This window comes from Delftia acidovorans NBRC 14950 (genome assembly GCF_001598795.1).
GTDB lineage: Bacteria > Pseudomonadota > Gammaproteobacteria > Burkholderiales > Burkholderiaceae_C > Comamonas > Comamonas acidovorans.
The window spans coordinates 26,208-48,612 of record NZ_BCZP01000015.1 but is presented as its reverse complement, the minus strand read 5'-3'; the positions used below and the strand labels follow the sequence as shown (position 1 = coordinate 48,612).

At 69.5% G+C, this 22,405-nt stretch carries 20 protein-coding genes; 11 read left to right on the top strand and 9 right to left on the bottom strand.

The genetic code is table 11. From position 1 onward, the window contains the following. Positions 1–18: 18 nt before the first annotated feature. Positions 19–1,314, bottom strand: coding sequence for an MFS transporter (locus DA1_RS18970; RefSeq protein WP_034397784.1), 1,296 nt, complete (start codon positions 1,312–1,314; stop codon positions 19–21). A 204-nt stretch (positions 1,315–1,518) separates the two neighbouring features. Between DA1_RS18970 and DA1_RS18965 the strand changes: the two genes are divergently transcribed. Then, entirely contained in the window at positions 1,519–2,526 is a 1,008-nt protein-coding gene (locus tag DA1_RS18965; protein ID WP_034397782.1) for a LysR family transcriptional regulator, read from the top strand. Positions 2,527–2,558: 32 nt separating this feature from the next. Here the strand turns inward: DA1_RS18965 and DA1_RS18960 are convergent, their stop codons facing one another. Both DA1_RS18960 and DA1_RS18955 read right to left on the bottom strand, forming a co-directional pair. Further along, complete coding sequence (locus DA1_RS18960; protein ID WP_230590954.1) at positions 2,559–3,539, bottom strand: hypothetical protein; 981 nt, start codon at positions 3,537–3,539, stop codon at positions 2,559–2,561. A gap of 207 nt (positions 3,540–3,746) precedes the next feature. After that, positions 3,747–5,162 carry an aminotransferase-like domain-containing protein gene (locus DA1_RS18955; RefSeq protein WP_034397780.1) on the bottom strand — a complete coding sequence of 472 codons (1,416 nt, stop codon included), beginning with the start codon at positions 5,160–5,162 and terminating at the stop codon, positions 3,747–3,749. Between the two features lie 118 nt (positions 5,163–5,280). Here DA1_RS18955 and DA1_RS18950 point away from each other — a divergent pair, with 118 nt between their 5' ends. The 4 genes from DA1_RS18950 (at position 5,281) to DA1_RS18935 (ending at position 10,246) form a co-directional block, all read left to right on the top strand. Next, positions 5,281–6,570: a hydroxymethylglutaryl-CoA reductase, degradative gene (locus DA1_RS18950; protein WP_034397778.1), complete on the top strand. Its 1,290-nt coding sequence runs from the start codon at positions 5,281–5,283 to the stop codon at positions 6,568–6,570. Between the two features lie 41 nt (positions 6,571–6,611). Continuing rightward, on the top strand, positions 6,612–7,037 hold the full coding sequence (locus DA1_RS18945) for a hypothetical protein (protein ID WP_016448616.1): 426 nt from the start codon (positions 6,612–6,614) through the stop codon (positions 7,035–7,037). 1 nt (position 7,038) lies between these two features. Continuing rightward, positions 7,039–8,421: a tripartite tricarboxylate transporter permease gene (locus DA1_RS18940; protein ID WP_013800161.1), complete on the top strand. Its 1,383-nt coding sequence runs from the start codon at positions 7,039–7,041 to the stop codon at positions 8,419–8,421. Between the two features lie 166 nt (positions 8,422–8,587). Continuing rightward, positions 8,588–10,246: a YifB family Mg chelatase-like AAA ATPase gene (locus tag DA1_RS18935; protein WP_034397775.1), complete on the top strand. Its 1,659-nt coding sequence runs from the start codon at positions 8,588–8,590 to the stop codon at positions 10,244–10,246. On the opposite strand, the gene DA1_RS18930 is transcribed toward DA1_RS18935, so the two are convergent. Beyond that, entirely contained in the window at positions 10,241–11,158 is a 918-nt protein-coding gene (locus tag DA1_RS18930) for a LysR family transcriptional regulator (RefSeq protein WP_034397773.1), read from the bottom strand. The two genes, DA1_RS18935 and DA1_RS18930, sit on opposite strands and share 6 nt — an antisense overlap. Before the next feature lie 102 nt (positions 11,159–11,260). Here DA1_RS18930 and DA1_RS18925 point away from each other — a divergent pair, with 102 nt between their 5' ends. Together DA1_RS18925 and DA1_RS18920 are read left to right on the top strand one after the other, a co-directional pair. Then, on the top strand, positions 11,261–12,463 hold the full coding sequence (locus DA1_RS18925; RefSeq protein WP_034399073.1) for a YbfB/YjiJ family MFS transporter: 1,203 nt from the start codon (positions 11,261–11,263) through the stop codon (positions 12,461–12,463). Positions 12,464–12,497: 34 nt separating this feature from the next. Next, a complete protein-coding gene (locus tag DA1_RS18920; RefSeq protein ID WP_034397770.1) occupies positions 12,498–13,571 on the top strand; it encodes an NAD(P)H-dependent flavin oxidoreductase in 1,074 nt (357 codons plus the stop codon). 13 nt (positions 13,572–13,584) lie between these two features. Here DA1_RS18920 and metC read toward each other — a convergent pair whose 3' ends face one another. From metC to DA1_RS18900, 4 genes are all read right to left on the bottom strand, one after another. Then, positions 13,585–14,787, bottom strand: coding sequence for a cystathionine beta-lyase (gene metC, locus DA1_RS18915; protein WP_034397767.1), 1,203 nt, complete (start codon positions 14,785–14,787; stop codon positions 13,585–13,587). Next, the gene (locus tag DA1_RS18910) at positions 14,787–15,785 is read right to left on the bottom strand and encodes a Bug family tripartite tricarboxylate transporter substrate binding protein (RefSeq protein WP_034397765.1); all 999 of its coding nucleotides are present in this window, start codon (positions 15,783–15,785) and stop codon (positions 14,787–14,789) included. Before DA1_RS18910 ends, metC begins: the two co-directional genes overlap by 1 nt. Before the next feature lie 55 nt (positions 15,786–15,840). Further along, positions 15,841–17,421 (bottom strand): rhodanese-like domain-containing protein, encoded by a 1,581-nt coding sequence (locus tag DA1_RS18905; protein WP_034397763.1) that lies wholly within the window; start codon positions 17,419–17,421, stop codon positions 15,841–15,843. Between the two features lie 131 nt (positions 17,422–17,552). Next, entirely contained in the window at positions 17,553–18,089 is a 537-nt protein-coding gene (locus DA1_RS18900) for a cysteine dioxygenase family protein (protein ID WP_051941125.1), read from the bottom strand. Between the two features lie 162 nt (positions 18,090–18,251). Here DA1_RS18900 and DA1_RS18895 point away from each other — a divergent pair, with 162 nt between their 5' ends. From DA1_RS18895 to DA1_RS18880, 4 genes are all read left to right on the top strand, one after another. After that, on the top strand, positions 18,252–19,112 hold the full coding sequence (locus DA1_RS18895; RefSeq protein WP_034397761.1) for a LysR substrate-binding domain-containing protein: 861 nt from the start codon (positions 18,252–18,254) through the stop codon (positions 19,110–19,112). Positions 19,113–19,258: 146 nt separating this feature from the next. Further along, the gene (locus DA1_RS18890) at positions 19,259–19,573 is read left to right on the top strand and encodes a DUF3649 domain-containing protein (protein ID WP_034397759.1); all 315 of its coding nucleotides are present in this window, start codon (positions 19,259–19,261) and stop codon (positions 19,571–19,573) included. Next, on the top strand, positions 19,570–21,288 hold the full coding sequence (locus DA1_RS18885; RefSeq protein ID WP_034397756.1) for a PepSY-associated TM helix domain-containing protein: 1,719 nt from the start codon (positions 19,570–19,572) through the stop codon (positions 21,286–21,288). Before DA1_RS18890 ends, DA1_RS18885 begins: the two co-directional genes overlap by 4 nt. Further along, the gene (locus tag DA1_RS18880; RefSeq protein ID WP_012202210.1) at positions 21,285–21,566 is read left to right on the top strand and encodes a DUF3325 domain-containing protein; all 282 of its coding nucleotides are present in this window, start codon (positions 21,285–21,287) and stop codon (positions 21,564–21,566) included. The genes DA1_RS18885 and DA1_RS18880 overlap by 4 nt, the downstream gene beginning before the upstream one ends. Positions 21,567–21,583: 17 nt before the next feature. Here the strand turns inward: DA1_RS18880 and DA1_RS18875 are convergent, their stop codons facing one another. Further along, on the bottom strand, positions 21,584–22,375 hold the full coding sequence (locus DA1_RS18875; RefSeq protein ID WP_034397753.1) for an SDR family NAD(P)-dependent oxidoreductase: 792 nt from the start codon (positions 22,373–22,375) through the stop codon (positions 21,584–21,586). Positions 22,376–22,405: the final 30 nt, after the last annotated feature.

Here is a 22,405-nt window from a genome sequence, read left to right as displayed (position 1 = left end):
TCTCCGTGTGCAAGTGGTTCAGGCGGCCGACGGTGCGGCCAGGGCCGGCGCCAGGCGTGCGCGCACGCCCAGCACCAGGGCCGCAGCCAGCAGCGTGGTGCCGGCCAGCAGGTACAGGCCGGCCGCCGGGGAGTGAAAAAAGCCCTCGGCCCAGTTCTTGACGATGGGGGCGATGAAGCCGCCCACGGCGCCGAGGGAGTTGATGAAGGCGATGCCGCCAGCGGCCGCAGCGCCGGCCAGCGTGTTGGCGGGAAAGGTCCAGAACACGGGCTGCACGGCGATGAAACCGGCCGCCGCCAGGCACAGCGCGGCCACACCCAGCAGGGGGCTGGAGAAACTCACCGATGCAGCCATGCCCACGGCAGCCATCACCAGCGTCAAGCTGGCGATGCCGCGCGGCTGGCCTGTTCGCTCGGCATGGCCCGGAATCCACCAGGCGGCCAGCAGCGCGCACAGCCAGGGAATGGCCGAGACCACGCCCACCAGCAGGCCCACCTTGGTGCCCAGCAGGCCCGCCACCTGGCTGGGCAGGTAGAACACCACGCCATAGACGCTGGCCTGGATCAGCAGGTAGATCAGCGCCAGGTAGAGCACGCGCGGCTGGCACAGCGCGGCCAGCAGGCTGTGGCCGTGGCCGCCCTTGGCGCGCTCTTCGCTGTCGAGAATGTCCTGCAGCAGCGCCTTGTCCTCGCGGCTGAGCCAGGTGGCGTCGGCGGGGCGGTTGTCCAGGTGGAAATACGCCCAGATGCCCACGGCCACGGCCATCAGCCCCTCCACTGCGAACAGCCACTGCCAGCCGTGCCAGCCACCCATGCCGTCCAGCTCCAGCAGCAGGCCCGACAGCGGGCTGCCGAAGATGAATGCCAGCGGCGCGCCGAAGTAGAAAAAGCCCATGGCCTGCGCGCGGTGCGCTGCCGGGAACCAGTAGGTCAGGTACAGGATGACGCCGGGGAAGAACCCCGCCTCGGCCACGCCCAGCAAAAAGCGCAGCACGTAGAACGTGGTCTGGTCGTGGGCGAACATCATGGCCGCCGACACCAGGCCCCAGGTGACCATGATCCGGCACATCCACATGCGTGCGCCTACGCGGTGCATGATCAGGTTGCTGGGCACTTCCAGCAGCGCATAGCCCGCGAAGAACACGCCCGCGCCAAAGGCGAAGGCCGCATCGCTGATGCCGGTGTCGGCCTGGAAGGCCACCTTGGCAAAGCCCACGTTGGCCCGGTCCAGGAAGGCCATGATGTACATGAGCAGCAAAAAGGGCAGCAGGCGCCAGGAGATCCTGGCCAGCAGGGGAGCGGGGAGTTTTTTCATGACTTTCCTTGCAGGCAATGAGAGGCCACCACGCCCGGTCGTCCGGAGCGCTGAAGGCGTGCTTTGTGAAGGTGCGAGCGCGGCCGCGGCGTTGGTGCCGGCCGCATCAGCGCGTCATGAAACAGGCGATGGGCTGTGCATGTCTTGTCTCCTGGATTGGGTCTGTTTTTTCTTGTCGCAGGGCCAATGTACGGCGCATGATCGATGCTCAACAAATCGAATTTCGGTCACATCCGATACCTTGTGCTTATGCCTGCGAACACGCCCGAATCCGACCCGCCCGTGCTGCACCGCAGCCTGCTCAACCGTCTGCGCTACAAGCACCTGCACATGCTGGTGGCGCTGGGATCGAGCCTGAACCTGCACCGCGCATCGCTGAGCCTGGCCATGTCCCAGCCTGCGGCCACGCGCATGCTGCGCGAGATCGAGGACATGTTCGGCTGCCAGCTGTTCGAGCGCCTGCCGCGCGGCATGCGGCCCACGGCGCTGGGCGCGCAGCTGGTGCGGTTTGCCGAGGCTTCGCTCAACAGCCTGGACCGCTGCGCCGAAGACCTGGCCGCGCGCCGCCAGGGCGGCTACGGCTACCTGTCCATCGGCACCATCATGGGCGCCGCACCCGACCTGGTGATGACGGCCGTGGCCCGCATGAAGGCGCAAAGCCCGCAGCTGCGGTTACGCATCATGGGCGACACCAGCGACCAGGTGCTGCGTCTGCTGGACCAGCGCCGCATCGACATGGCCATTGCGCGGCGCAGCCCTGCGGCCCACAGCAGCAGCTACAGCTTCGAGGAACTGGGCAACGAGCGGCTGCTGGTCGTCGTGCGCAGCGGCCATCCGCTGACACGCCGGCGCAAGCTGGGCTGGCAAGAGCTTGTCGGCGACTGGCCCTGGATACTGCAGCCGGCCACCAGCCCCGCGCGCATCGCGCTCGACCAGCTGCTGCAGCGCCTGGAGCTGCCCGCGCCCGCCGACATCATCGAATGCAGCTCGGTGTACTCCATGCAGCAACTGGTGCAACTGACCGACGCCGTGATGCTGCTGTCCGAATCCGCGCTCAAGGACTATCTGCGCATGGGCCTGGTCAGGGCGCTGCCGGTCTGCATCGACGTGCCCATGGCGCCCTTCGGCATCCTCACCCGCACCGATGACGCGCCCACGCAGGAGCAGCAGCGCTTCATCGCGCTGCTGCGCGCGCAGGCCAGCGGACACTGAGTTGGCGAGCCGGTTGCAATGACAAACCCGCCTCAGGGAAAGGGCACCCAGGTATCCCAGTCAACGCGCGCAATTCGAGGATCCGGATGTGCATGCATGCGCAAGAAAGACTCTCGCTTGAGACGTACTTCTGCGACCGGAAGAAGGCCAGACATCTGAGGTTTCAGGTCAAGTGCTTCGGTGGACCCGGGCTCAAGATCTTCCATGATCTCGATGAACACTCGGCGTACGCTCGCCTCCTGTTCCCTGAGCTCCGTTCCCGTGAGCATGGAAATCCTTGGTGCATAACCAGGATAGGACCTCAAGCCGATACGGACGACGGCGCCCGCACCATGCGGAAAGGAGTCCAGAGCGGCGGTATGCCAGGCAACACGGGGAATATGGACGTCGGCATCCAGACGCTTCAAATCCCTGTTGACCAGATTGAGGCTCAGGACATCCTTTCTGCTTTTCAGTTCGTACAGCCCCTCGATTCGTGCATCCAGGTCGACGGACGGATTTCCCTGCGGATAGGCCTTGCCCCACATCTGGCCCATGGCCATGGTTCCCTCCATCCAAAAGCCCTTGAAGTGCCCAGGATGCAAAGAGCCAATGAATGCGCGCTTCCTCACTTCGATATCTCCGCAGGGGTCAGGCCCAGCGGCGCCCCCCGCGGACTCCTTGCCCTGTACGCATGCGGGCACCACGCTGATCAGGGCAGATCCCTTTTTCCTGATTTCCCGCTCGATCTTCTTGAGCTCCTCATCGGGATCGAAGATATCCAAGTTGCCCACCACCGGCTTTATCGCACTGACCAAGCCACTTTCAGACAGCTTCTTGAGTCCGGAATCCGTGACATAGAGAGCCATGTGGCCCGCAGCACCACGCCAAACCGCCGCAGGGATGTACTCGCCCTCGATCCCAGCAAGAATCTCTTCTTGCTGGCTCCTGAAAGCCGGCTCGGGACCCTTCTTGAGAGCCTGGCTCGAACCTGCCACCTCCATGGTGACCAGTACATGCATGTAGCTGCCCACCAATGGCTCTTGCTGGCGCGCCAGGGGCTGCAATATTGAAGATGAGTCCGTTTGGCCCGCCTGGACTGGAGCCATTGCACAGGCTGCGAGGAGCCAGGCCAGCAGCAAGAAATATGGGTTTCCGCGCATCTTTCCGTCCAGTCATCCGCCTGATCAATACGAATACCCTGATCCAGGCGCAGCTTGGCCTGTTCCTCGGGCAACGCGTTACTGTACTCGGCCGTCTGCTGCCAGCACCTGCCCCATCGCGGCCTGGAACCTCGGATCGAGCATGGCGCTGACGTTGCACCGCGACCAGCGCGAGACGGCCGAGGGATCGACGTGGAAGACACGGCCCGGCGCCATGCTGAGCTTGCGCGGCACCAGTTGCTCGGCCAGCCGCAGCGAGTCCTGCACACCGGGGAAGGCCACCCACAGGTACAGGCTTTGCGGGCTGCGCGCAAAGACCTCGCAGCCGTGGGCATCGAGCCAGCCCAGCGCCTGGGCCGTGGCCTGGCCCAGCTTGTGGCGCAGGCGCACCAGGTGGCGCTCGTAGTGGCCCTCGCGCAGCATCACGTCCACCATGCGCTCGCAGTACTCGGAGCCGCTGACGTGGATCAGTGCCTTGAGGTCGGCCAGGTCGCTGGCCAGCGCATCGTTGCAGGCGATGAAGCCTACGCGCAGCGCGGCCGAGAAGGACTTGGAGAAGCTGCCGATGTAGATGGTGCGCTCCAGCTGGTCCAGCGTGGACAGGCGCACGGCCGAGGTGGGCTTGAAGTCGGCCAGCGGGTCGTCCTCGACGATGAGCAGGTTGTGGCGCTCGGCCAGCTGCAGCACCTTGTAGGCCTTGGCGGCCGAGATGTCCGAGCCCGTGGGATTGTGGGCCAGCGACTGCGTGAAGAACAGGCGCGGCCGGTGCTGGGCCAGCAGTGATTCGAGCGCGGCCACGTCGGGCCCGTCGGCCAGGCGCGGCACGCCGACCACATGGGCGCCGGCCAGCCTGAGCTTGCCGAACAGCGGGTAGTAGCCGGGCTCGTCCACGAGCACGGTGGCCCCCGGCGGCACGAAGTAGCGGATGACCAGGTCCATGGCCTCGTTGGCGCCGTGGGTCAGCACCAGCTGGCCCGGCGTGGCCTGCAGGCCGAAGTCACCCGGCTTGCGCACCAGGCTGTCGCGCAGCGGCGCATAGCCGTAGCGGCTGCCGTAGCGGAACAGCGATCCCAGCCCCGTGCGCACCACCTTCTGGTGGTAGCGGTCCAGCCGCATGTCGGCCAGCCATTCCACGGGCGGAAAGCCGTCGCCCACGCCCACGCAGTCGGGCTGGGTCTTGAGCTGCTCGCGCATCAGCCAGACGATGTCCATGGCGCGGCCCAGCTGGCCCGCGTCCTCATCGGTGCGCTGGGCACCGCGGCCCGAGCCCAGCACGTAAAAGCCCGAGCCCCGGCGCGGCTCCACGATGCCGCGCGAGACCAGCAGATCGAAGGCCGAGACCACGGTGTTCTTGGCATAGCGGTGCAGCTGCGCCAGCTCGCGCAGCGAGGGCAGCTTGTCGCCAGGGCGGTACACGCCGTCGGCGATCTGCTGGCCGATCAGGTCGGCCAGCTTCTCGGCAATGGGGGCCGAGCGCCCTCTGGTGTCTGCCATGCGCCCTCCGTTCATGTTGCAGTGCGATGGTACTGTTCCCCGAAACTGTACCTTTTGAAAGCGGTACAGTTTTCCTACAGTCCGGCGACCAGAGTTTTGATCCGAGGAGATGTCTTCCATGGTTGCCGATTCGCGCCTGCCCAATTTCCGTGCCCTCACCCCGGCCCAGCGCCTGGATTTCCTGACCGATGCCTGCGGCCTGTCCGATGCCGAGCGCGCCCTGCTCGCCGCCCCCGGCGCCCTGCCCCTGGCGCTGGCCGACGGCATGATCGAGAACGTGTTCGGCAGCTTCGAGCTGCCGCTGGGCGTGGCGGGCAACTTCCGCGTCAACGGCCGCGACGTGCTGGTGCCCATGGCGGTGGAGGAGCCCTCGGTGGTGGCCGCCGCCTCGTACATGGCCAAGCTGGCGCGCGAGGATGGGGGCTTTCAGACCTCCAGCACGCTGCCGCTGATGCGCGCCCAGGTCCAGGTGCTGGGCGTGACCGATCCGCACGGCGCGCGCCTGGCCGTGCTGCAGGCGCGTGCGCAGATCATCGAGCGCGCCAACAGCCGCGACAAGGTGCTGATCGGCCTGGGCGGCGGCTGCAAGGACATCGAGGTCCACGTCTTCCCCGACACGCCGCGCGGCCCCATGCTGGTGGTCCACCTGATCGTGGACGTGCGCGACGCCATGGGCGCCAACACCGTCAACACCATGGCCGAATCGGTGGCGCCCCTGGTCGAGCAGATCACGGGCGGCAGCGTGCGGCTGCGCATCCTGTCCAACCTGGCCGACCTGCGGCTGGCCCGCGCCCGCGTGCGGCTCACGCCGCAGACCCTGGCCACGCAGGAGCGCAGCGGCGAGGAGATCATCGAAGGCGTGCTGGACGCCTATACCTTCGCGGCCATCGACCCCTACCGCGCGGCCACGCACAACAAGGGAATCATGAACGGCATCGACCCCGTCATCGTGGCCACGGGCAACGACTGGCGCGCGGTCGAGGCCGGCGCCCATGCCTATGCCAGCCGCAGCGGCAGCTACACCTCGCTGACGCGCTGGGAAAAGGATGCCGGCGGCGCCCTGGTCGGCAGCATCGAGCTGCCCATGCCGGTCGGCCTGGTCGGCGGCGCCACCAAGACCCATCCGCTGGCACGCCTGGCGCTGAAGATCATGGACCTGCAGTCCGCCCAGCAGCTGGGCGAGATCGCCGCCGCCGTGGGCCTGGCGCAGAACCTGGGCGCCCTGCGCGCCCTGGCCACCGAAGGCATTCAGCGCGGCCACATGGCCCTGCACGCCCGCAACATCGCCCTGGTGGCCGGCGCCACGGGCGACGAGGTGGATGCCGTGGCGCGCCAGCTGGCCGCCGAGCACGACGTGCGCACCGACCGCGCGCTGGAAGTGCTGGCCGCGCTGCGCGCCAGGGCCTGACCAGCGCGCGGCCCCACAAACAAAAACCCAAGGAGACACACATGACAAGCAAGGATCCCGCCGACTGGCGGCTGGCCGAGGTCTGGGGCGACACCGTGGACCTGCGCCACCTGGCCTGGGCGATTGCCATCGGCACCGGCATCAGCGTGCTGGGCTTCTACCTGGCCAGCCGCTGGCTGGCCACGGTGGTCGAGTCGCGCCAGCTGGCCCACGCCTACGCCATGCTCGCGGGCCTTGCCGGCTGCGTGATCGCCGGCGTGATCTGCGCACGCGCCTTTCCGCCCAAGCGGGAAGTGACCGAGCTGGACACCTCGAACGACCCCGAATGGCGCCGCGAAGTGCTGGAGGAACTGGCCCGCCAGCCCGGCGGTCTGGGCACGGTGCAGGACCTGCCGCCCGCCGTGGTGCAGGAACTCAAGGAGCTCAAGCTCTACGAGCTGTTCGCCGACAAGGCCGGGAGGGCATGAGATGGAAACCCTGCTGACCAATGACATCGCCGTCGCAGCCGCCATGGGACTGATAGGCGCCGTGGTGTTCGCCGCCATCGGCCTGGTCTCCGGCACGGACGAGACCACCACGCTGGCCCCGCTCACCCTGCTGGTGGTGCTGCTGGGCGTGCCGCCCGCCGGCGTGTTCACCTTCTTCCTGGCCGGTGCCGTGGCCAAGCACATGACGCATGCCGTGCCCACGGCGCTGCTGGGCATTCCCGGCGACACGCTGGCCACGCCGCTGCTGCAGGACGCCAACATGCTGCGCAAGCTGGGCGTGCCCCACATCGCGCTGCGCAAGATGGTCTCGGGCGGCATCGTCGCGGCCTTTGTCGCCGTGCCGCTGGCCGTGCTGTTCGCCGTGATGCTGGCGCCCTTCGGCAGCATGATCACCAAGACGGCGCCCTGGATCTTCCTGGCCGCCGCCCTCCTCATCGCCTACTTCTCGGCGGGGCGCTGGGCCTCGGTGATGCTGCTGATTCCGTTCGTGGTCGTCATCATTGCGCTGCAAAGCCTCACCGCCAAGTACGAGGTCAAGCTCAGCATCAGCTACTTCCTGGGCATTGCCATCGGGCCGCTGATCGCCGACCTGTTCACCGTGATCTCGCCGGCCGGCCGCCAGCGCATGCTGCGCGACAAGGTGCGCCAGTTCAACCTGGCGCCCGACGTGAAGGGCTGGTCGGGCTACTTCCCCAACCCGCTCAAGGTGCTTGACCGCGTGCAGACGCGCTGGACCCTGGCCACGGCCACCATCTCCAGCGCCACCTTCGTCTTCAGCCCCGTGGCCATGACCGTGGTACTGGGCGAGCTGGTGGGCTCGCGCATCAAGCATGCCTACCACCGCCTGACCACGGTGCTGAGCGCGCGCAACGGCGTGACCGAGGCCACCTACATCGCCGAGGCGCTGATCCCGCTGATCGCCTTCGGCCTGCCGCTGAGCCCGGTGGCCGCCGGCCCCGCCGCGCCGCTGTTCAACGCGCCGCCGCGCTTCACCGTCGATGCCGCCACGGGCCAGGTGAACAACCTGCACAACCTGCTCAGCCACTGGGAGTTCCTGGGATACGGCATGCTGGCCGTGCTGCTGGCGGCCCTCGTGTCCTACCCCTTCGCCATGAACTTCGCGCGCAGCGCGGCGCTGTTCGTCTCGCGCCGGGTCAGCCACGAGGCCATCATCGCCACCTTCGTGGGCCTGATCATCGTCATCAGCGTCTGGGAAGGCCAGTTGCTGGGCCTGCTCGTGATCCTGACCATGGGCCTGCTCGGCGGCCTGCTGTCACGCGGCTTCGGCTTCAACACCGGCGTGCAGTTCATGGGCTACTACACGGCCGTGCTGAGCGTTCCGGCGCTGGTGAAGCTGTTCTGATTTTTGCGCCGCAAGGGTCAGAACATTCTGAGATTTGGGGGCAGCGCCGCACCCGCCGCCCACAAGGTCCAAGGCCGTTGCCATACTGGGTCACCGAGGCCGCCGCACCGCTGGCGGCCTCTTCCTTTGTGTCTGGCTTTGTGTCTGTCGTTTCTGCGAGGTGCCCATGGGTCTGGCCCTGGTTCAAAGTCGTGCGCTGCTGGGGCTGGCCGCCCCGCGTGTCACTGTGGAAGTGCATCTGGCCAACGGCCTGCCGTCGTTCACGCTGGTGGGTCTGGCCGATGTCGAGGTCAAGGAAGCGCGTGAACGCGTGCGCTCGGCGCTGCTGAACTCCGGGCTGGAGTTCCCGAGCAACAAACGCATCATCGTCAACCTGGCGCCCGCCGACCTGCCCAAGGATTCGGGGCGCTTCGACCTGCCCATTGCTCTGGGCATTCTCGCGGCCAGCGGCCAGATCAATGGCGATGCGCTGGCCGACTACGAATTCGCGGGCGAGCTGTCGCTGTCGGGTGCGCTGCGGCCCGTGCGCGGCGCGCTGGCCACAGCCCTGGCCCTGCACCGCCAGCAGGACGGCGCCCGCCTGGTGCTGCCGCCGGGCAGCGCGCAGGAGGCGGCCTTCGTGCCGTCGGCCCAGGTTTTCTGCGCGCACCACCTGCTGGACGTGGTGCGCCGCTTCATCACTCGCTCGGCCAATGCCCTGGTGCAGACGGAGCAGGACACGGACGGTGCCGACGACACGGACAACGGCGAGGATGCCGATGGAGTCGATGGCGCCCATGACATCGACAGCACCGACGATCTGTCGGCAGCCAGCGATGTCCGGTCCTGCCCCGGCCCGGGCTGGCATGCGGTGCAGCCTCAGCCCGCTGCCCCAGTGCGCAGCAGCCTGGACCTGGCCGAGGTGCGCGGCCAGGCGCAGGCGCGGCGCGCGCTGGAAATCGCTGCGGCCGGAGGCCACGGCCTGCTGCTGGTGGGGCCGCCGGGCTCGGGCAAGTCCATGCTGGCCCAGCGCTTTGCCGACCTGCTTCCGCCCATGAGCGATGACGAGGCGCTGGAGGCCGCCGCCATCGCCAGCCTGGCCGGCCGCTTCACGCCGGAGCGCTGGCGCCAGCGCCCCACGGCCAGCCCGCATCACACGGCCAGTGCCGTGGCCCTGGTCGGAGGAGGCTCGCCACCGCGTCCCGGCGAGATTTCGCAGTCCCACCACGGAGTACTGTTTCTGGACGAATTCCCCGAGTTCGCGCGCAGTGCGCTGGAGGCGCTGCGCGAGCCGCTGGAGACCGGCCAGATCACCATCGCCAGAGCCGCCCAGCGCTGCGAATTCCCCGCGCGCTTTCAGCTCGTCGCGGCCATGAACCCCTGCCCCTGCGGCCATTGGGGGTCGACGGTGCAGCGCTGCCGCTGCACGCCCGACAAGGTGGCGCGCTACCAGGCGCGTATCAGCGGCCCGCTGCTGGATCGCATCGACCTGCATGTGGAAGTCGGCGCCCTGCCCCCGCAGGAGCTGCTGGCCGCGCGCTCGGGCGAAACCAGCGAGGCCGTGCGCGGGCGCGTGGTCCAGGCCCGCGCGCTGGCCGTGCAGCGCCAGGGCAGTGCCAACCACCAGCTCCAGGGCCAGGCCCTGGACGACCACCTGGGCCTGTCGCCCGAGGCCCTGGCCTTCGCCCACAAGGCCGCCGCACGCCTGGGCTGGTCGGCCCGCAGCACCCACCGCGCGCTCAAGGTGGCGCGCACCATTGCGGATCTGGCGGGCAGCGCGGCAGTGGAGACCGGGCATGTGGCCGAGGCCATGCAGTATCGGAGGGTGTTGCGGTTGCCGTCATGAGCCGGCAGGCACCAGGCCTTGCGCATCGACAGCCGCAACCCCCTGGTCGATCCCCAGCACCTCCACGCACGCATGCAGCGCAGGCGACCAGCCCTGGCGCGCGGGCACGACGAACCAGGTTTCCACGCGGGCGACTTCCTGGGCGAGTGCGCCGGGCAGGGCCGTGATGTGCACGCCGAAGCGGTGCTGCTGTGCCTGGACCACGCTGCGCGGCAGCAGGCCGTAGCCCATGCCGGCGGCCACGCAGCCGAGGATGGCGTCCAGCGATCCCATTTCCATGATGCGTGCCGCTACGCCGCGCGCGGCCAGCAGCAGTTCGATGCGCTGGCGGTAGCTGCAGCCCTGGCGGAAGGCCAGGAAGGGCACGGCGCTGAGCTGGGCGGCATCGGGAAAGCGCGGCAGCGCGAAGGCGGTGACCAGGACCAGTTCCTCCTCGAAGACGCGCCAGCCCTGCAGGCGGGACTGGGGCGGCATGCCGGAGACGAAGGCGCAGTCCAGCCGCCCGGCAAGCAGATCGGCCAGCAGCTCGGCCGTGGTGGCCGTGCGCAGCTCCAGGTCCAGGCCGGGCTGGGCCTGGTGCAGGCGCGCCAGCAGCGGCGGCAGGCGCAGCGCGGCCGTGGTTTCCATGGAGCCTATGCGCAGCGCGCCTGCGGCCCGGGCGCTGCCTTGCAGCAGGGCCAGCGCCTCGTCATGGTCGGCCAGCATGCGCCGCGCGTATTGCTCCAGCAGGCGGCCGGCAGGCGTGGCGTGCACGGGCGCGCTGCGTTCCAGCAGTTGCACGCCGGCCTCGTCCTCGAGCTTTTTCACATGGGCCGTCACGTTGGACTGCACGGTGTGCAGTTGCTGCGCGGCGGCGCCGAAGCTGCCGCTGTCGCAGACGGCCAGGAACATGCGCAGGGACTTCAGTTGCATCGCGGCTCCAGTGACATCCATCTTCAATCGAGATCGACGCCATCATTTTGAATCATTGGACATGATGGGCGGCAGCGCCTAATGTATGCCCATCCTCCCCGCATGGCGCCCACTCCCGTGATCCAACGCAACGAAACTTCCCTGCTGCTGACCGGCTTCATGGCCACGCTCAGCGGCGTCGGCCTGGCGCGCTTTGCCTACACGGCGCTGATGCCGCAGATGGTGCATGCCGGCTGGTTCAGCGGCGAGCAGGTGGCCTACCTGGGTGCGGCCAACCTGCTGGGCTATCTGATCGGCGCGCTGGCCGCCGCGCCGCTGGCCGAACGCCTGGGCGCGCTGCGCGTGCTGCTGTGGTGCTGGGTGGCCCTGGCGCTGAGCTTTGCGGCCTGCGCCTGGCCGCTGCCCATGCCCTGGTTCTTTGCCTGGCGCTGCATCTCGGGCATTGGCGGCGCCATCCTGATGGTGCTGGGCCCCTCCGTGGCCCTGGCGGCCACGCCCGTGCAGCGGCGCGCGGCCCTGGGGCCGCTGATGTTCTGCGGCATAGGTGCCGGCGCCCTGCTGTCGGCCACGCTGATACCGCTGCTGGCGCGCCAGAGCCTGGGAGCCGTCTGGTGGGCGCTGGCGGCGGTCTGCGCCTGGGCCGGCTGGCTGGGCTGGCGCCATGTGCGGCGGCTGCCGGTGCCTGCGCCCATCGCCATCACGCCCCATGCCCGGCCCTCGCCCGCCGCCCCCCTGTGGACGCTGCCCGTGGTGCTGGTGATGCTGGCCTATATGACGGACGCCTTCGGCTTTGTGCCGCACACGGTGTTCTGGGTGGACTACCTGGCGCGCGAGCTGCAGTTGGGCGATGCCTATGCCTCCACGCAGTGGGCCGTGTTCGGCCTGGGCGCCATTGCCGGGCCGCTGGTGGCCTCGCTGTGCGCCACGCGCTTTGGCTGGTGGGGCACGACCACGGGCGCCTATGCGGTCAAGACCCTGGCCATTGCCATGCCGCTGTTCTGGGTGGGATTTGCGGGGCATGCGACCTCGTCCTTTCTGGTGGGCGCCTTGTCGCCGGGCATGGCGGCCATCACCTCGGGCTACCTGATGCAGCTGATCGGCCCCGCGCAGCACAAGCGCATGTGGGGCTATGCGACGGCGGCCTTTGCTCTGATGCAGGCCGTGTCGGGGTATTTCATGGCCTGGAGCTATGCGGGCCTGGGCTCGTACCAGCGTCTGTTCGTCATCGGCAGCGTGTCGCTGCTGCTGGGCACGCTCATGATCGCCGCCAGCCGCGCCAGCGCGCGCCGACAGGCCGCCGCATGAGTGCGCGGATTCGAGACAGGAAACAAGGAGTCGTATGAGCACCGCAAAGACCGCATGGATGGCCCGACTGGGCATGCGCCATCCCATCATCCAGGCCCCCATGGCCGGCACGTCCACGCCCGCGCTGGCGGCAGCCGTCACCGATGCGGGCGGCCTGGGCTCGCTGGGCATTGGTGCCAGCGGCACGGAGCAGGCACGCCAGCAGATCGTGCAGACGCGCGCGCTGACCTCAGGCGCCTTCAACGTCAACCTGTTCTGCCACCGGCCGGCCCGGGCCGATGCGCAGCGCGAGGCCGCCTGGCTGGCCCATCTGGCGCCCGAGTTCGCACGCTTCGGCGCCGCGCCGCCTGCCACGCTGAACGAGATCTACGCCACCGCCGTCGGCAACGCGGCGCTGCAGGCCATGCTGCTGCAGGAGCGGCCCGCCGTGGTGAGCTTTCATTTCGGGCTGCCTGAGCAGGGCTTCATCGACGCGCTGCGCGCGGCCGGCGTCGTGACCCTGGCCAGCGCCACGTCGCTGGACGAGGCGCGCCAGGTGGAGCAGGCCGGTGTCGATGCCATCGTGGCCCAGGGCGTGGAGGCCGGGGGGCACCGCGGCACGTTCGATCCCGCGCAGGACCGCATGATGGGCACCTTCGCCCTGGTGCGTGTGCTGGCCCGCAACACGGCCCTGCCGGTGATCGCAGCGGGCGGCATCATGGACGGCGAGGGCATTGCGGCCGCGTTGGGCCTGGGCGCCTGCGCGGCCCAACTGGGCACGGCCTTCATCCTCTGCCCTGAATCGTCCGCCAGCCCGGCCTACCGTGCCGAGCTGCGCAGCGAACGCTCCCACCACACAGGCATCACCGCCGCCATCTCGGGCCGGCCGGCGCGCGGCATGGTCAACCGACTGCATGCGCTGGGCGCCAGCCATGGCCAGCCCCTGCCCGACTACCCGCGCGTCTACGACGCAGGCAAGGCGCTGCACCAGGCGGCGTCCGCCCAGGGCAGCTCCGACTACGCAGCCCACTGGGCCGGCCAGGGTGCGCCGCTGGCGCGCGAGATGCCGGCCGCCGCGCTGGTGCAGACGCTGGCCGGCGAGCTGGCGAGCGCTCAGGCAGGCCGCTAGAGCGTGTTATCCACTAAAGTGCCGCCAGCCCCTGCTCCAGGTCGGCGATGAGGTCGCGCGGCGACTCCAGGCCGATGTGCAGGCGCACCACGGGCCCGCGCGCACTCCAGTCGGTGACGCTGCGCGCCTGCGCCATGTGCGCGGCCGTCGCCAGGCTTTCGTAGCCGCCCCAGGAGGCGCCGATGCCGAAGAGCCGCAGGCCGTCGATGAAGCGGTCTACGGCGGCCTCGGCGGTGCCGGGCTGCAGCTCCAGCGACACCAGGCCGTTGGTGCCCTGGCAGTCGCGCAGCCACAGCGCATGGCCGGGATGCGTGGGCAGCGCGGGGCAGAACACGGTGGCCACGGCCGGGTGCTGCTGCAGCCAGTGCGCCACCTCCAGCGCATGCGCCTCATGCATCTGCAGCCGTGCGGCCAGCGAGCGCATGCCGCGCAGCACCAGCCAGGCATCGTCGGGGCTGACCGCCATGCCGAAGGCATCGCAGCGCGCGGCCAGCGGCTCCCAGGCGGCCTCGGTGGTGGCCACCGTGCCCATCATCACGTCGGAGTGGCCCGACAGGTACTTGGTGGCTGCCATCACCGAGACATCGGCCCCCAGCGCCAGCGGCCGGTACTGGCAGCCCGACCCCCAGGTGTTGTCGGCCACGACCAGGGCGCCGCGCGCATGGGCCATGGCGGCCAGCGCGGGCAGGTCGCACATCTCGTAGACCAGCGATCCCGGGCATTCGGCATAGACCATGCGGGTGTTGGGGCGCATGCGCGCCTGGGCGTCGCTGCCATCGGCCGCGAAGAAGTCGTACTCGATGCCATAGGGCCGCAGCCATTGCCCGGCCAGGTGGCGCACAGGCTGGTAGGCGCTGTCGGTCAGCAGCACATGGTCGCCGGGGCGCAGGTAGCTGAGCAGGGCCATGCCGATGGCCGCCAGGCCGGTGGGCAGCAGCCGCGTGCGGTGGGCGCCTTCCAGCTCGCTGACGGCATCTTCCAGCGCAAAGCCGGTGGGCGTGCCGCGCGCGCCGTAGCTGAAGATGCGCTCGCCGGCGCGGCGCTCGCGCATCTCGCGCTGCTGTGCCGTGCTCTCAAACAGCACGGTGCTGGCGCGCACCAGGGGCGGGTTGACGGCCGTGCCGCCCGCATAGGCCGGGCGCTTGCCCGCATGCAGCAGCCGGGTCTGCAGGTCCAGCGCGGGGGCGCCAGGCACGGGGGCGTGTTCGGCAGCCATCAGTCGATCTTCGCGCCCGAGAGCTTGACCACGCGCGACCAGCGCTCCATGTCCTGGCGCAGCTGGGCGGCAAAGGCCTCGGGCGTATTGGCCACGACTTCGCTGCCGCCATCGACGACGAGTTTGGTCACTTCAGGCAGTTGCAGGGTGCGCACGATGGCGTCGTGCAAGAAGGCAACGCGCTCGGGCGGCGTGCCGGCGGGAGCGAAGAAGCCGTACCAGTCCTCGAAGCGCGCATTGCGCAGGCCCAGTTCCTCCAGCGTGGGCACCTTGCCGAACACGCCGATGCGGCGCGGGCTGGTGACGGCCAGCGCACGCACCTGGCCCGCCTGGATCATGCCGGCCACGGACGAGGTGGAGGTGATCAGCACATCGACCTGCTGGCCCAGCAGATCGTTGATGGCCGGCCCCGCGCCCTTGTAGGGCACATGGGTCATGGGCACGCCGTTTTCCTTGGACAGCACCACGCCCACCAGGTGCGACAGCGTGCCGTTGCCGGGCGTGGCATAGGTGACGCGGCCCGGCTCGCCCTTGCTGCGCGCCACCAGGTCGGCAAAGCTCTTGAGGGGCGAGGCCGAGGCGACCACGATGGCCAGCGGAGCCGCGTTGATCTGCGTGATGGGCACGAAGTTCTTGAGCGGATCGAAGCCCGGCGCGCTGTAGAGCGCGGGGTTCACCGCCATCAGCGAGACCTGGCCCGTGAGCACGGTGTAGCCATCGGGCTTGGCCTCGGCCACGGCCTTTGCGCCGATGTTGCCGCCTGCGCCGCCCCGGTTTTCCACCACGGAGGGCTGGCCCGTGGCCTCGGTCAGCCGCGTGGTGACCCAGCGCGTGCTGGCGTCGTTGCCGCCGCCCGGCGGGAAGGGCGAGATGAAGCGGATCGGCTGGCCCGGATAGCCGTTGCGCGCAGCCAGCGGCTCGGCCGTGGCCTGCGAGAGCATGGCCAGGGCCGCGAGGCTGGCGGCCAGCATCCTGGCAAGGTTGAGAGTTGCGAACATGTCTTGTCTCCTGTCGTTATGTGGTGTTGGGCTGTTCGGATGCTCTTTGCGTGGATCAGGACATTGCCGGCTCCGGCAGGCGGAAGGCGGCCAGTTCCTGCGCGTCCAGTTGGGGCACCAGGCCCGTCTCCCAGGCCAGGTAGCGGCGTGCCGCTTCCTTGTTGCCGTCGTGGCGGTCGTGCACGAAGAACAGGTAGTCGATGCACTCGGCGTCGGTGGGGCTGTCGGGCGTGGCCTCGACGGGCAGGCCGGCCTGCTGCCATGCGGCCAGGCCGCCTTCGAGCAGCAGCGGCGCGGCGCCCTGCAGCTCCAGCGCGGCCCATTGCGCCATGCCGGGCTCGTCGGCCACCAGCACGATCTGGCGCGTCTCGCCGGCCAGATCGCTGGCAAGGCACGGGCGGATGGACCAGCGGGCCCCGGCGATGTGGCCTGCGCGGTACTTCATGCCCGCGCGCAGATCGACCACGGCCACCTCGCCCTGGCGCATGCGCTCATGCAGGGCCTGCGCCGTGATGCCTGCCAGTGCGGGGACCTGGAGCGGCTGGGCCGGTGCCAGGTCCAGGCCGCTTTGCAGGCCGCCCCGCAGCACGCAGGCGTCATGGCCGAGCTGGCGCAGCCAGCTGGCCACCACGGGGGCGCGCACGCCATCGCTGTCGAACAGCACCAGGCGCGCACCGCGCACGCCCACGTACTGGTCGCCGGCCTGCATGAGCTGGCCGCCGGGCGTGTGCTGGGCGCCGGGCAGCGAACCGGCCTTGAATTCCTCGGGCGTGCGCACATCGCACAGGAACAGCGTGCGCGCAGCATCCTGGCTCCAGGCGCGCACGGTGTCGGCATCGACCTCGGGCACGTCGAAGCGTTCGGCCAGGGCGCGGGCCTGGGCTTGCAGCGCGCTGCTGGCCGAGTCGTCGCCATAGCGGTGCGTGCCGCCGTGCTCCAGCGGCAGGTCGGCCAGGTACCAGCCCTGGGTGCCGTTCTCCAGCGCGTAGACGGGGTTGGGAATGCCCAGGTTGATCAAGGTCTGCGCGCCGATGATGGAGCGCGTGCGGCCCGCGCAATTGACCACGATGGGCGTGGCCGCATCGGGCACCAGGCGGCTCACGCGCAGCGCCAGCTCGCCATTGGGGCAGCAGATGGCGCCGGGGATGTTCATCTTGTGGAACTCGGAGACGGGCCGGCCGTCCAGCACCACCAGGGGCAGGCCCGCCGCCTGGCGCGCCGCCAGCTGCTGTGCCGTGATGCGCGGCGTGCCATAGGCGTGTTCGGCCAGTTCGCCAAAGGTCTTGGAAGGCAGGTTCACGCCGGCGAACAGCGTGTAGCCCGCAGCGCTCCAGGCCTTGGCACCGCCTTCGAGCACGGCGACATGGGTATAGCCCAGGGCTTCGAGGCGGCGCGCGGCACGCTCGGCCACGCCCGCGCTGGCATCGCCCTCGCCACCGTCGTAGGTGACGACGCGTACCTGCCTGCGCGGCACCAGGCGGGGCACATCCAGCTCCAGCCGGCTGTAGGGCAGGGGCGTGGCGTAGAACAGGTGCGACTCGCCGTACTGGCCGTGCTCGCGCACGTCGAGCAGCGCGATCTCCTGGCCGTCGTGCAGCCAGGATTTGAGGGTGTGGGCGTCAATGGATGCGGTCATTGCATGCGGTCCGGGAAAAAGATCGGCAAGGAATTTCGGGCAAAGCCGTGCCACGCGCGCCCCGTGGGGCGCGCTGCGGCATGGACAGTGAAAAGGCAGGAAGCGGAAGGTAGCGGCCGGAAGGCCTGGGCTCAGCGGCGCGTCTGCACGCCGATGGCCATGGTCTGGCAGGTGCCGGTGGCCAGGTCGTAGCTGGTGCGCTCGTTGAGCGTCTCCAGCGCGCGGCCGTACATGTGCAGGTGGCGGATGACCTGCTCGCCCTGGATCTCCACGGAGTGGATGTCCTCGGGCATGAGGGCGATGCCCTGGCCTGGTGCGACCACCACAAGTTCCGTCTCGCGCAGCGTGCCCTTGCCGGGGACGGAGCCGTCGTCGGTGCGCTCGTAGACGCGGTTGTGCTCCGTGCCTTCCACGGCGGCAATGCAGGCCCAGGTCGTGTGGTTGTGCGGCACGATGCGCTTGCCCGGGCGCATGACGTTGAGGTACAGCGCATAGCTCTGGTCGGCGTCCTCGGCGATCAGGTAGCGCGCCTGGTGCTCGCCCTCTTCGGGCGCAGCGTAGTCGGCCTGCTGCCAGAAGTCGCGGCGCGCGGCCAGGCCCAGCAGTTGCTGGAGCACGGCGTCCAGGCTGGCGCGCGTGGCCGCGTCCTCGCCAATGGCCTGCTTCATGCTGTCGATGGCTGCTGTCACGGCGGCGCTGCGCTGTTCGGTGATGGTGTTGGTGATGGTGTTCAAAGGGGGCTCCTTGTCGTCGTTGAAGTCCACTGTAGTGAGGCGCCCGGCCCGCAACAATCCACGCATGCCCAATAAATACTTCAATAAAATTGAAGTATGGAGACGCTTGACCTGGACCTGCTGCGCACCCTGGCCGCCATTGCCAGCCACGACAGCTTTGCCGCCGCCGCCGTGCAGATGGGGCGCACGCAATCGGCCATCACCCAGCAGATGCAGCGGCTGGAGGAGAAGATCGGCCACGCGCTGTTCGAAAAGCAGGGCCGGCAAAAACGCCTCACCGATCATGGCCAGCGCCTGCTGGGCTATGCGCGCCACATGCTGGCCATCCACGACGAGGCGCTGCGCAACCTGCAGCTCCGCCAGGTGCAGGGCCTGGTGCGCATTGGCGCACCCCACGACGCGGCCGACAACATGCTGCCGCCCGTGCTGCAGGAGATTGCGCTGAACTTTCCGGGCATGCAGATCGACATCCATGTGGGGCGCAGCCCGTTCCTGATGGAGTCGCTCAAGCAGGGCGAGCTGGACCTGGCCATCTCCAACCGGGAGGATGAAGGCTTCGAGGGCTTTGCCCTGCGCTCCACACCCACGGTGTGGCTGTGCGGCGCGGGCTATGCCCATGACCCGGGCAAGCCCGTTCCCCTGGTCATGGCCGACGGGCCCAGCATCTTCCGCCGCCTGGGCTGCGATGCGCTGGATGCGGCCGGAATCGCCTGGACGCCGCGCCACACCTGCACCAGCCTCGTGGGCATACGCGCGGCGCTGCGCGCCGGCCTGGGCGTGACGGCGCGCGGCGTGGAGCAGCTCGACCCGGGCCTGCGCGTGCTGGGCGCGGGCGACGGCATGCCGCCGCTGCCGGACCTGGCCTACCGCCTGTACATCCGCAGCCATGTGATCAGCCCCGTGACACGCCAGATCTTCGAGAACCTGCAGGCCCGCATGCGCCAGCCCGCGGGCTGAGCGCCGGGGCGCTTGGCGCGCGGCAGCGCTGGATGTGGCGGCGCACTTGACTGCACCGCTTGTAATGGGACTTATTCTCAAATAACATCCGCGCCACCGCCGCCCCCTCCGGCCAGCGTTTTTCGAGCCTTTTCAGGCCCCGTGCCATGCCATCTCCCACTCTTGCCCGCACCCATGACTGGTTCCGTGACTACGGGCCGCTGATCTCCCGCATCCTCGCCGCGCTGTTTGGCGGCTACGCCGTGGCGGCGCTGGCCAGCGTGGCCGTGCTGGCCCTGCCCGCAGACCGCACGCAGGCGGCGATCTCGGGCACCTTGCTGAGCTTTGCCGTCTATGCGGGCGCGGTGATCTGGGTGTTTGCCGTGCGCAGCGCCCGGCGCGCCTGGGCCGGGCTGCTGGTCGCCGCCCTGGTGCTGGCGCCTGCCGCGTGGTGGACCTGGGGCAAGGGGCTGGGCGCATGAGCACGAACACCACGAACACCACGAACACGGCAGGCAAGCCCGCCAAGCCCGCGAAAGCCGCCAAGGCGCCCGGCATCCGCCAGACCATGTCCGACCTGCACACCTGGGTCGGCCTGCTGCTGGGCTGGTTCCTCTACGCCATGTTCCTCACGGGCACGGTGAGCTATTTCAGGAACGAGATCACGCAGTGGATGCAGCCCGAGCAGCCGCACCAGAGCCAGGCGAGCGAGCCCGCGCTCGTGGCCCAGCGGATCGGCGACGCCATGGCGCATGTGGCGCCGCAAAGCCCGCAATGGCTGATCAACCTGCCCGATGCGCGCAGCACGGTGGCCACGGTGTTCTGGAGCCCGCCGCAGACCGAAAAGGGCGCCAGGCGCCGCTTCGAGAACGGCCGCTTCGACCCGGCCACCGGCACGCGCCTCGAAGGCCCGGTGCGCGAGACGCGCGGCGGCGAGTTCTTCTACCGCTTCCACTTCCAGTTCCACTACATGCCCGTGCTCTGGGGCCGCTATCTGGCGGGGCTGTGTGCCATGTTCATGCTGGTGGCCATCGTCAGCGGGGTGATCACGCACAAGAAGATCTTTGCCGACTTCTTCACCTTCCGCTGGGGCAAGGGCCAGCGCTCCTGGCTGGACGCGCACAACGCGCTGTCCGTGCTGGGCCTGCCCTTTCACCTGATGATCACGTACACCGGCCTGGTGACCCTGGCCCTGATGTACATGCCCTGGGCCAATCTGGCCACCACCATGACGCCCGAGCAGCGCGTGGTGGCCGGCCAGCAGCTCAGTGCCTTTGTTCCCGCTGGCAAGCCCTCGGGCCAGGCCGCGCCCCTGGCACCGCTGGCCGACATGGTCCGCCAGGCCGAGCAGCGCTGGGGCGCGGGCCAGGTGGAACGCCTGAACGTCAACCTGCCCGGCGATGCCAATGCGCGCGTGACCGCCATCCGCGGCGAGAACGGCCGCGTCTCCATCAGCCCGCAGTTCATGATGTTCGACGGCGTCAGCGGCCAGCTGCTGCAGGCACAGGACAGCGTGGGCGCCGCCGCCGAGACGCGCGGCGTGCTCTATGCGCTGCACATGGGCCGCTTCGGCGACCTGCCCACGCGCTGGCTGTACTTCATCGTCAGCCTTGCGGGCACGGCCATGGTGGGAACGGGACTGGTGCTGTGGAACGTGAAGCGGCGCAGCAAGCTGCCCGACCCGGACAGGCCGCATTTCGGCTTCCGGCTCGTGGAACGGCTGAACATCGCCACCATCGCCGGCCTGTCCATCGGCATGGCCGGCATGCTCTGGGCCAATCGCCTGCTGCCGGTGGAGATGGCGCAGCGCGCCGAGTGGGAGGTGCACGCCATGTTCATCGCCTGGGGCGCCACCCTGTTCTGGGCGATGGGCCGGCCCGCCAAGCGGGCCTGGATCGAGTTGCTGTGGGCCGGCGCCGCCGCCCTGGCCCTGCTGCCCGTGGTCAACGCGCTGACCACGGAGCGCGGCCTGATCACCAGCCTGCGCGCGGGCGACTGGGTGTTCGCCGGCATGGACCTCATGCTGCTGGCCCTGGCCGCACTGCATGCCCATCTGGCCCTGCGCACCCAGCGCCACCAGCCCAAGGCCAAACCGCTGCGCGCCGCCCGGCCCGCGCCTACGGCAGCCGCCACTGCAGCAGCCGTCACGGCAGTGGCCGCCACAGCAGCGGCCGCCGCAGCGGAGACCAGCGCATGAGCATGGCCCATCTGTTCTGTCAGCTGCTGGCCCTGGGCGCCTTCGCCTGCCTGGCCCTGGCGATGGACCGCCACCAGAGCGACCTGTTCGGCAAGGAACTGCCACCCGCCCGCACCCGGCGCCTGCGCGCGGCCGGCTGGGTGCTGCTGGCGCTGTCGCTGTGGGCGGCGCTGCAGGTGGAGCCCTGGTCGCTGGGGCTGGTGGCCTGGTTTGGCCACATCGCCGCAGCAGCGGCCATCGTGCTGCTGTCCATGGTGGCGCGCGAGCGCCTGCGCTGACGGCCCTCCCGGCGCCTTCAGAGAAACATGCCGCCCGACGCCTCGATGCGCTGGCCCTGCACCCAGCCCATGCCGGGCTGCAGCAGGGCGGCCATCACGGGGCCGATGTCGTCGGGCTGGCCCACGCGGCCCAGTGCCGTCTGGCTGGCCAGGGCCGCGCCGACCTGTGCATCGTCGCGCACACGGCCACCGCCAAAATCCGTGGCAATCGCGCCCGGCGCCACCGTGTTGACGCGAATGCCGCGCGCCCCCAGCTCGCGCGCCAGGTAGCGCGTCAGCACCTCCACCCCGCCCTTCATGGATGCATAGGCCGCATAGCCCGGCTGGGTGAAGCGCGTGAGGCCGCTGGACAGATGGATGATGCTGCCGCCGTCGCGCAGCAGGGGCAGCAGGTGCTGGCTCAGGAAGAACGGCGCCTTCAGGTGGATGGCGACCAATTCATCGAACTGCGCCTCGGTGGTGGTGGCGAATGGCGCGTTGATGCCGATGCCGGCGTTGTGCACCAGCGCATCAAGGCGGTCGGCCTGCCAGGTATCGGCCAGCGCCTGGCGCACGCGGGCCGCAAAGTCCGCAAAGCCCGCGCTGCGCGCCACGTCCAGCTGCAGGGCGGCGGCCCGCCCGCCCAGCGCCTCGATGGCGGCCACGGCGGCCTGGGCCTCGTCGGCACGCTCACGGTAGGTCAGCACCACGTCCAGGCCCTGGCGCGCCAGGTGCTCGGCCGTATTGCGGCCCAGGCCGCGGCTGCCGCCCGTGACGAGGACGATGCGGCGGGCGGCAGGGGAAGAAGCGGTCGAAGGAGAAGCTGTCATGGCGGACCTCGTTAGGTGGTTTGCAATGAC

Coding starts and splice junctions, on each gene's coding strand:
- DA1_RS18955 (WP_034397780.1), bottom strand. CDS start 5,162: ATGGCAGACACCAGAGGGCGCTCGGCCCCCATTGCCGAGAAGCTGGCC.
- DA1_RS18875 (WP_034397753.1), bottom strand. CDS start 22,375: ATGACAGCTTCTCCTTCGACCGCTTCTTCCCCTGCCGCCCGCCGCATC.
- DA1_RS18970 (WP_034397784.1), bottom strand. CDS start 1,314: ATGAAAAAACTCCCCGCTCCCCTGCTGGCCAGGATCTCCTGGCGCCTG.
- DA1_RS18885 (WP_034397756.1), top strand. CDS start 19,570: ATGAGCACGAACACCACGAACACCACGAACACGGCAGGCAAGCCCGCC.
- DA1_RS18940 (WP_013800161.1), top strand. CDS start 7,039: ATGGAAACCCTGCTGACCAATGACATCGCCGTCGCAGCCGCCATGGGA.
- DA1_RS18895 (WP_034397761.1), top strand. CDS start 18,252: ATGGAGACGCTTGACCTGGACCTGCTGCGCACCCTGGCCGCCATTGCC.
- DA1_RS18900 (WP_051941125.1), bottom strand. CDS start 18,089: ATGAAGCAGGCCATTGGCGAGGACGCGGCCACGCGCGCCAGCCTGGAC.
- DA1_RS18945 (WP_016448616.1), top strand. CDS start 6,612: ATGACAAGCAAGGATCCCGCCGACTGGCGGCTGGCCGAGGTCTGGGGC.
- DA1_RS18905 (WP_034397763.1), bottom strand. CDS start 17,421: ATGACCGCATCCATTGACGCCCACACCCTCAAATCCTGGCTGCACGAC.
- metC (WP_034397767.1), bottom strand. CDS start 14,787: ATGGCTGCCGAACACGCCCCCGTGCCTGGCGCCCCCGCGCTGGACCTG.
- DA1_RS18935 (WP_034397775.1), top strand. CDS start 8,588: ATGGGTCTGGCCCTGGTTCAAAGTCGTGCGCTGCTGGGGCTGGCCGCC.
- DA1_RS18890 (WP_034397759.1), top strand. CDS start 19,259: ATGCCATCTCCCACTCTTGCCCGCACCCATGACTGGTTCCGTGACTAC.
- DA1_RS18910 (WP_034397765.1), bottom strand. CDS start 15,785: ATGTTCGCAACTCTCAACCTTGCCAGGATGCTGGCCGCCAGCCTCGCG.
- DA1_RS18950 (WP_034397778.1), top strand. CDS start 5,281: ATGGTTGCCGATTCGCGCCTGCCCAATTTCCGTGCCCTCACCCCGGCC.
- DA1_RS18925 (WP_034399073.1), top strand. CDS start 11,261: ATGGCGCCCACTCCCGTGATCCAACGCAACGAAACTTCCCTGCTGCTG.
- DA1_RS18965 (WP_034397782.1), top strand. CDS start 1,519: ATGCTCAACAAATCGAATTTCGGTCACATCCGATACCTTGTGCTTATG.
- DA1_RS18880 (WP_012202210.1), top strand. CDS start 21,285: ATGAGCATGGCCCATCTGTTCTGTCAGCTGCTGGCCCTGGGCGCCTTC.
- DA1_RS18920 (WP_034397770.1), top strand. CDS start 12,498: ATGAGCACCGCAAAGACCGCATGGATGGCCCGACTGGGCATGCGCCAT.
- DA1_RS18930 (WP_034397773.1), bottom strand. CDS start 11,158: ATGCAACTGAAGTCCCTGCGCATGTTCCTGGCCGTCTGCGACAGCGGC.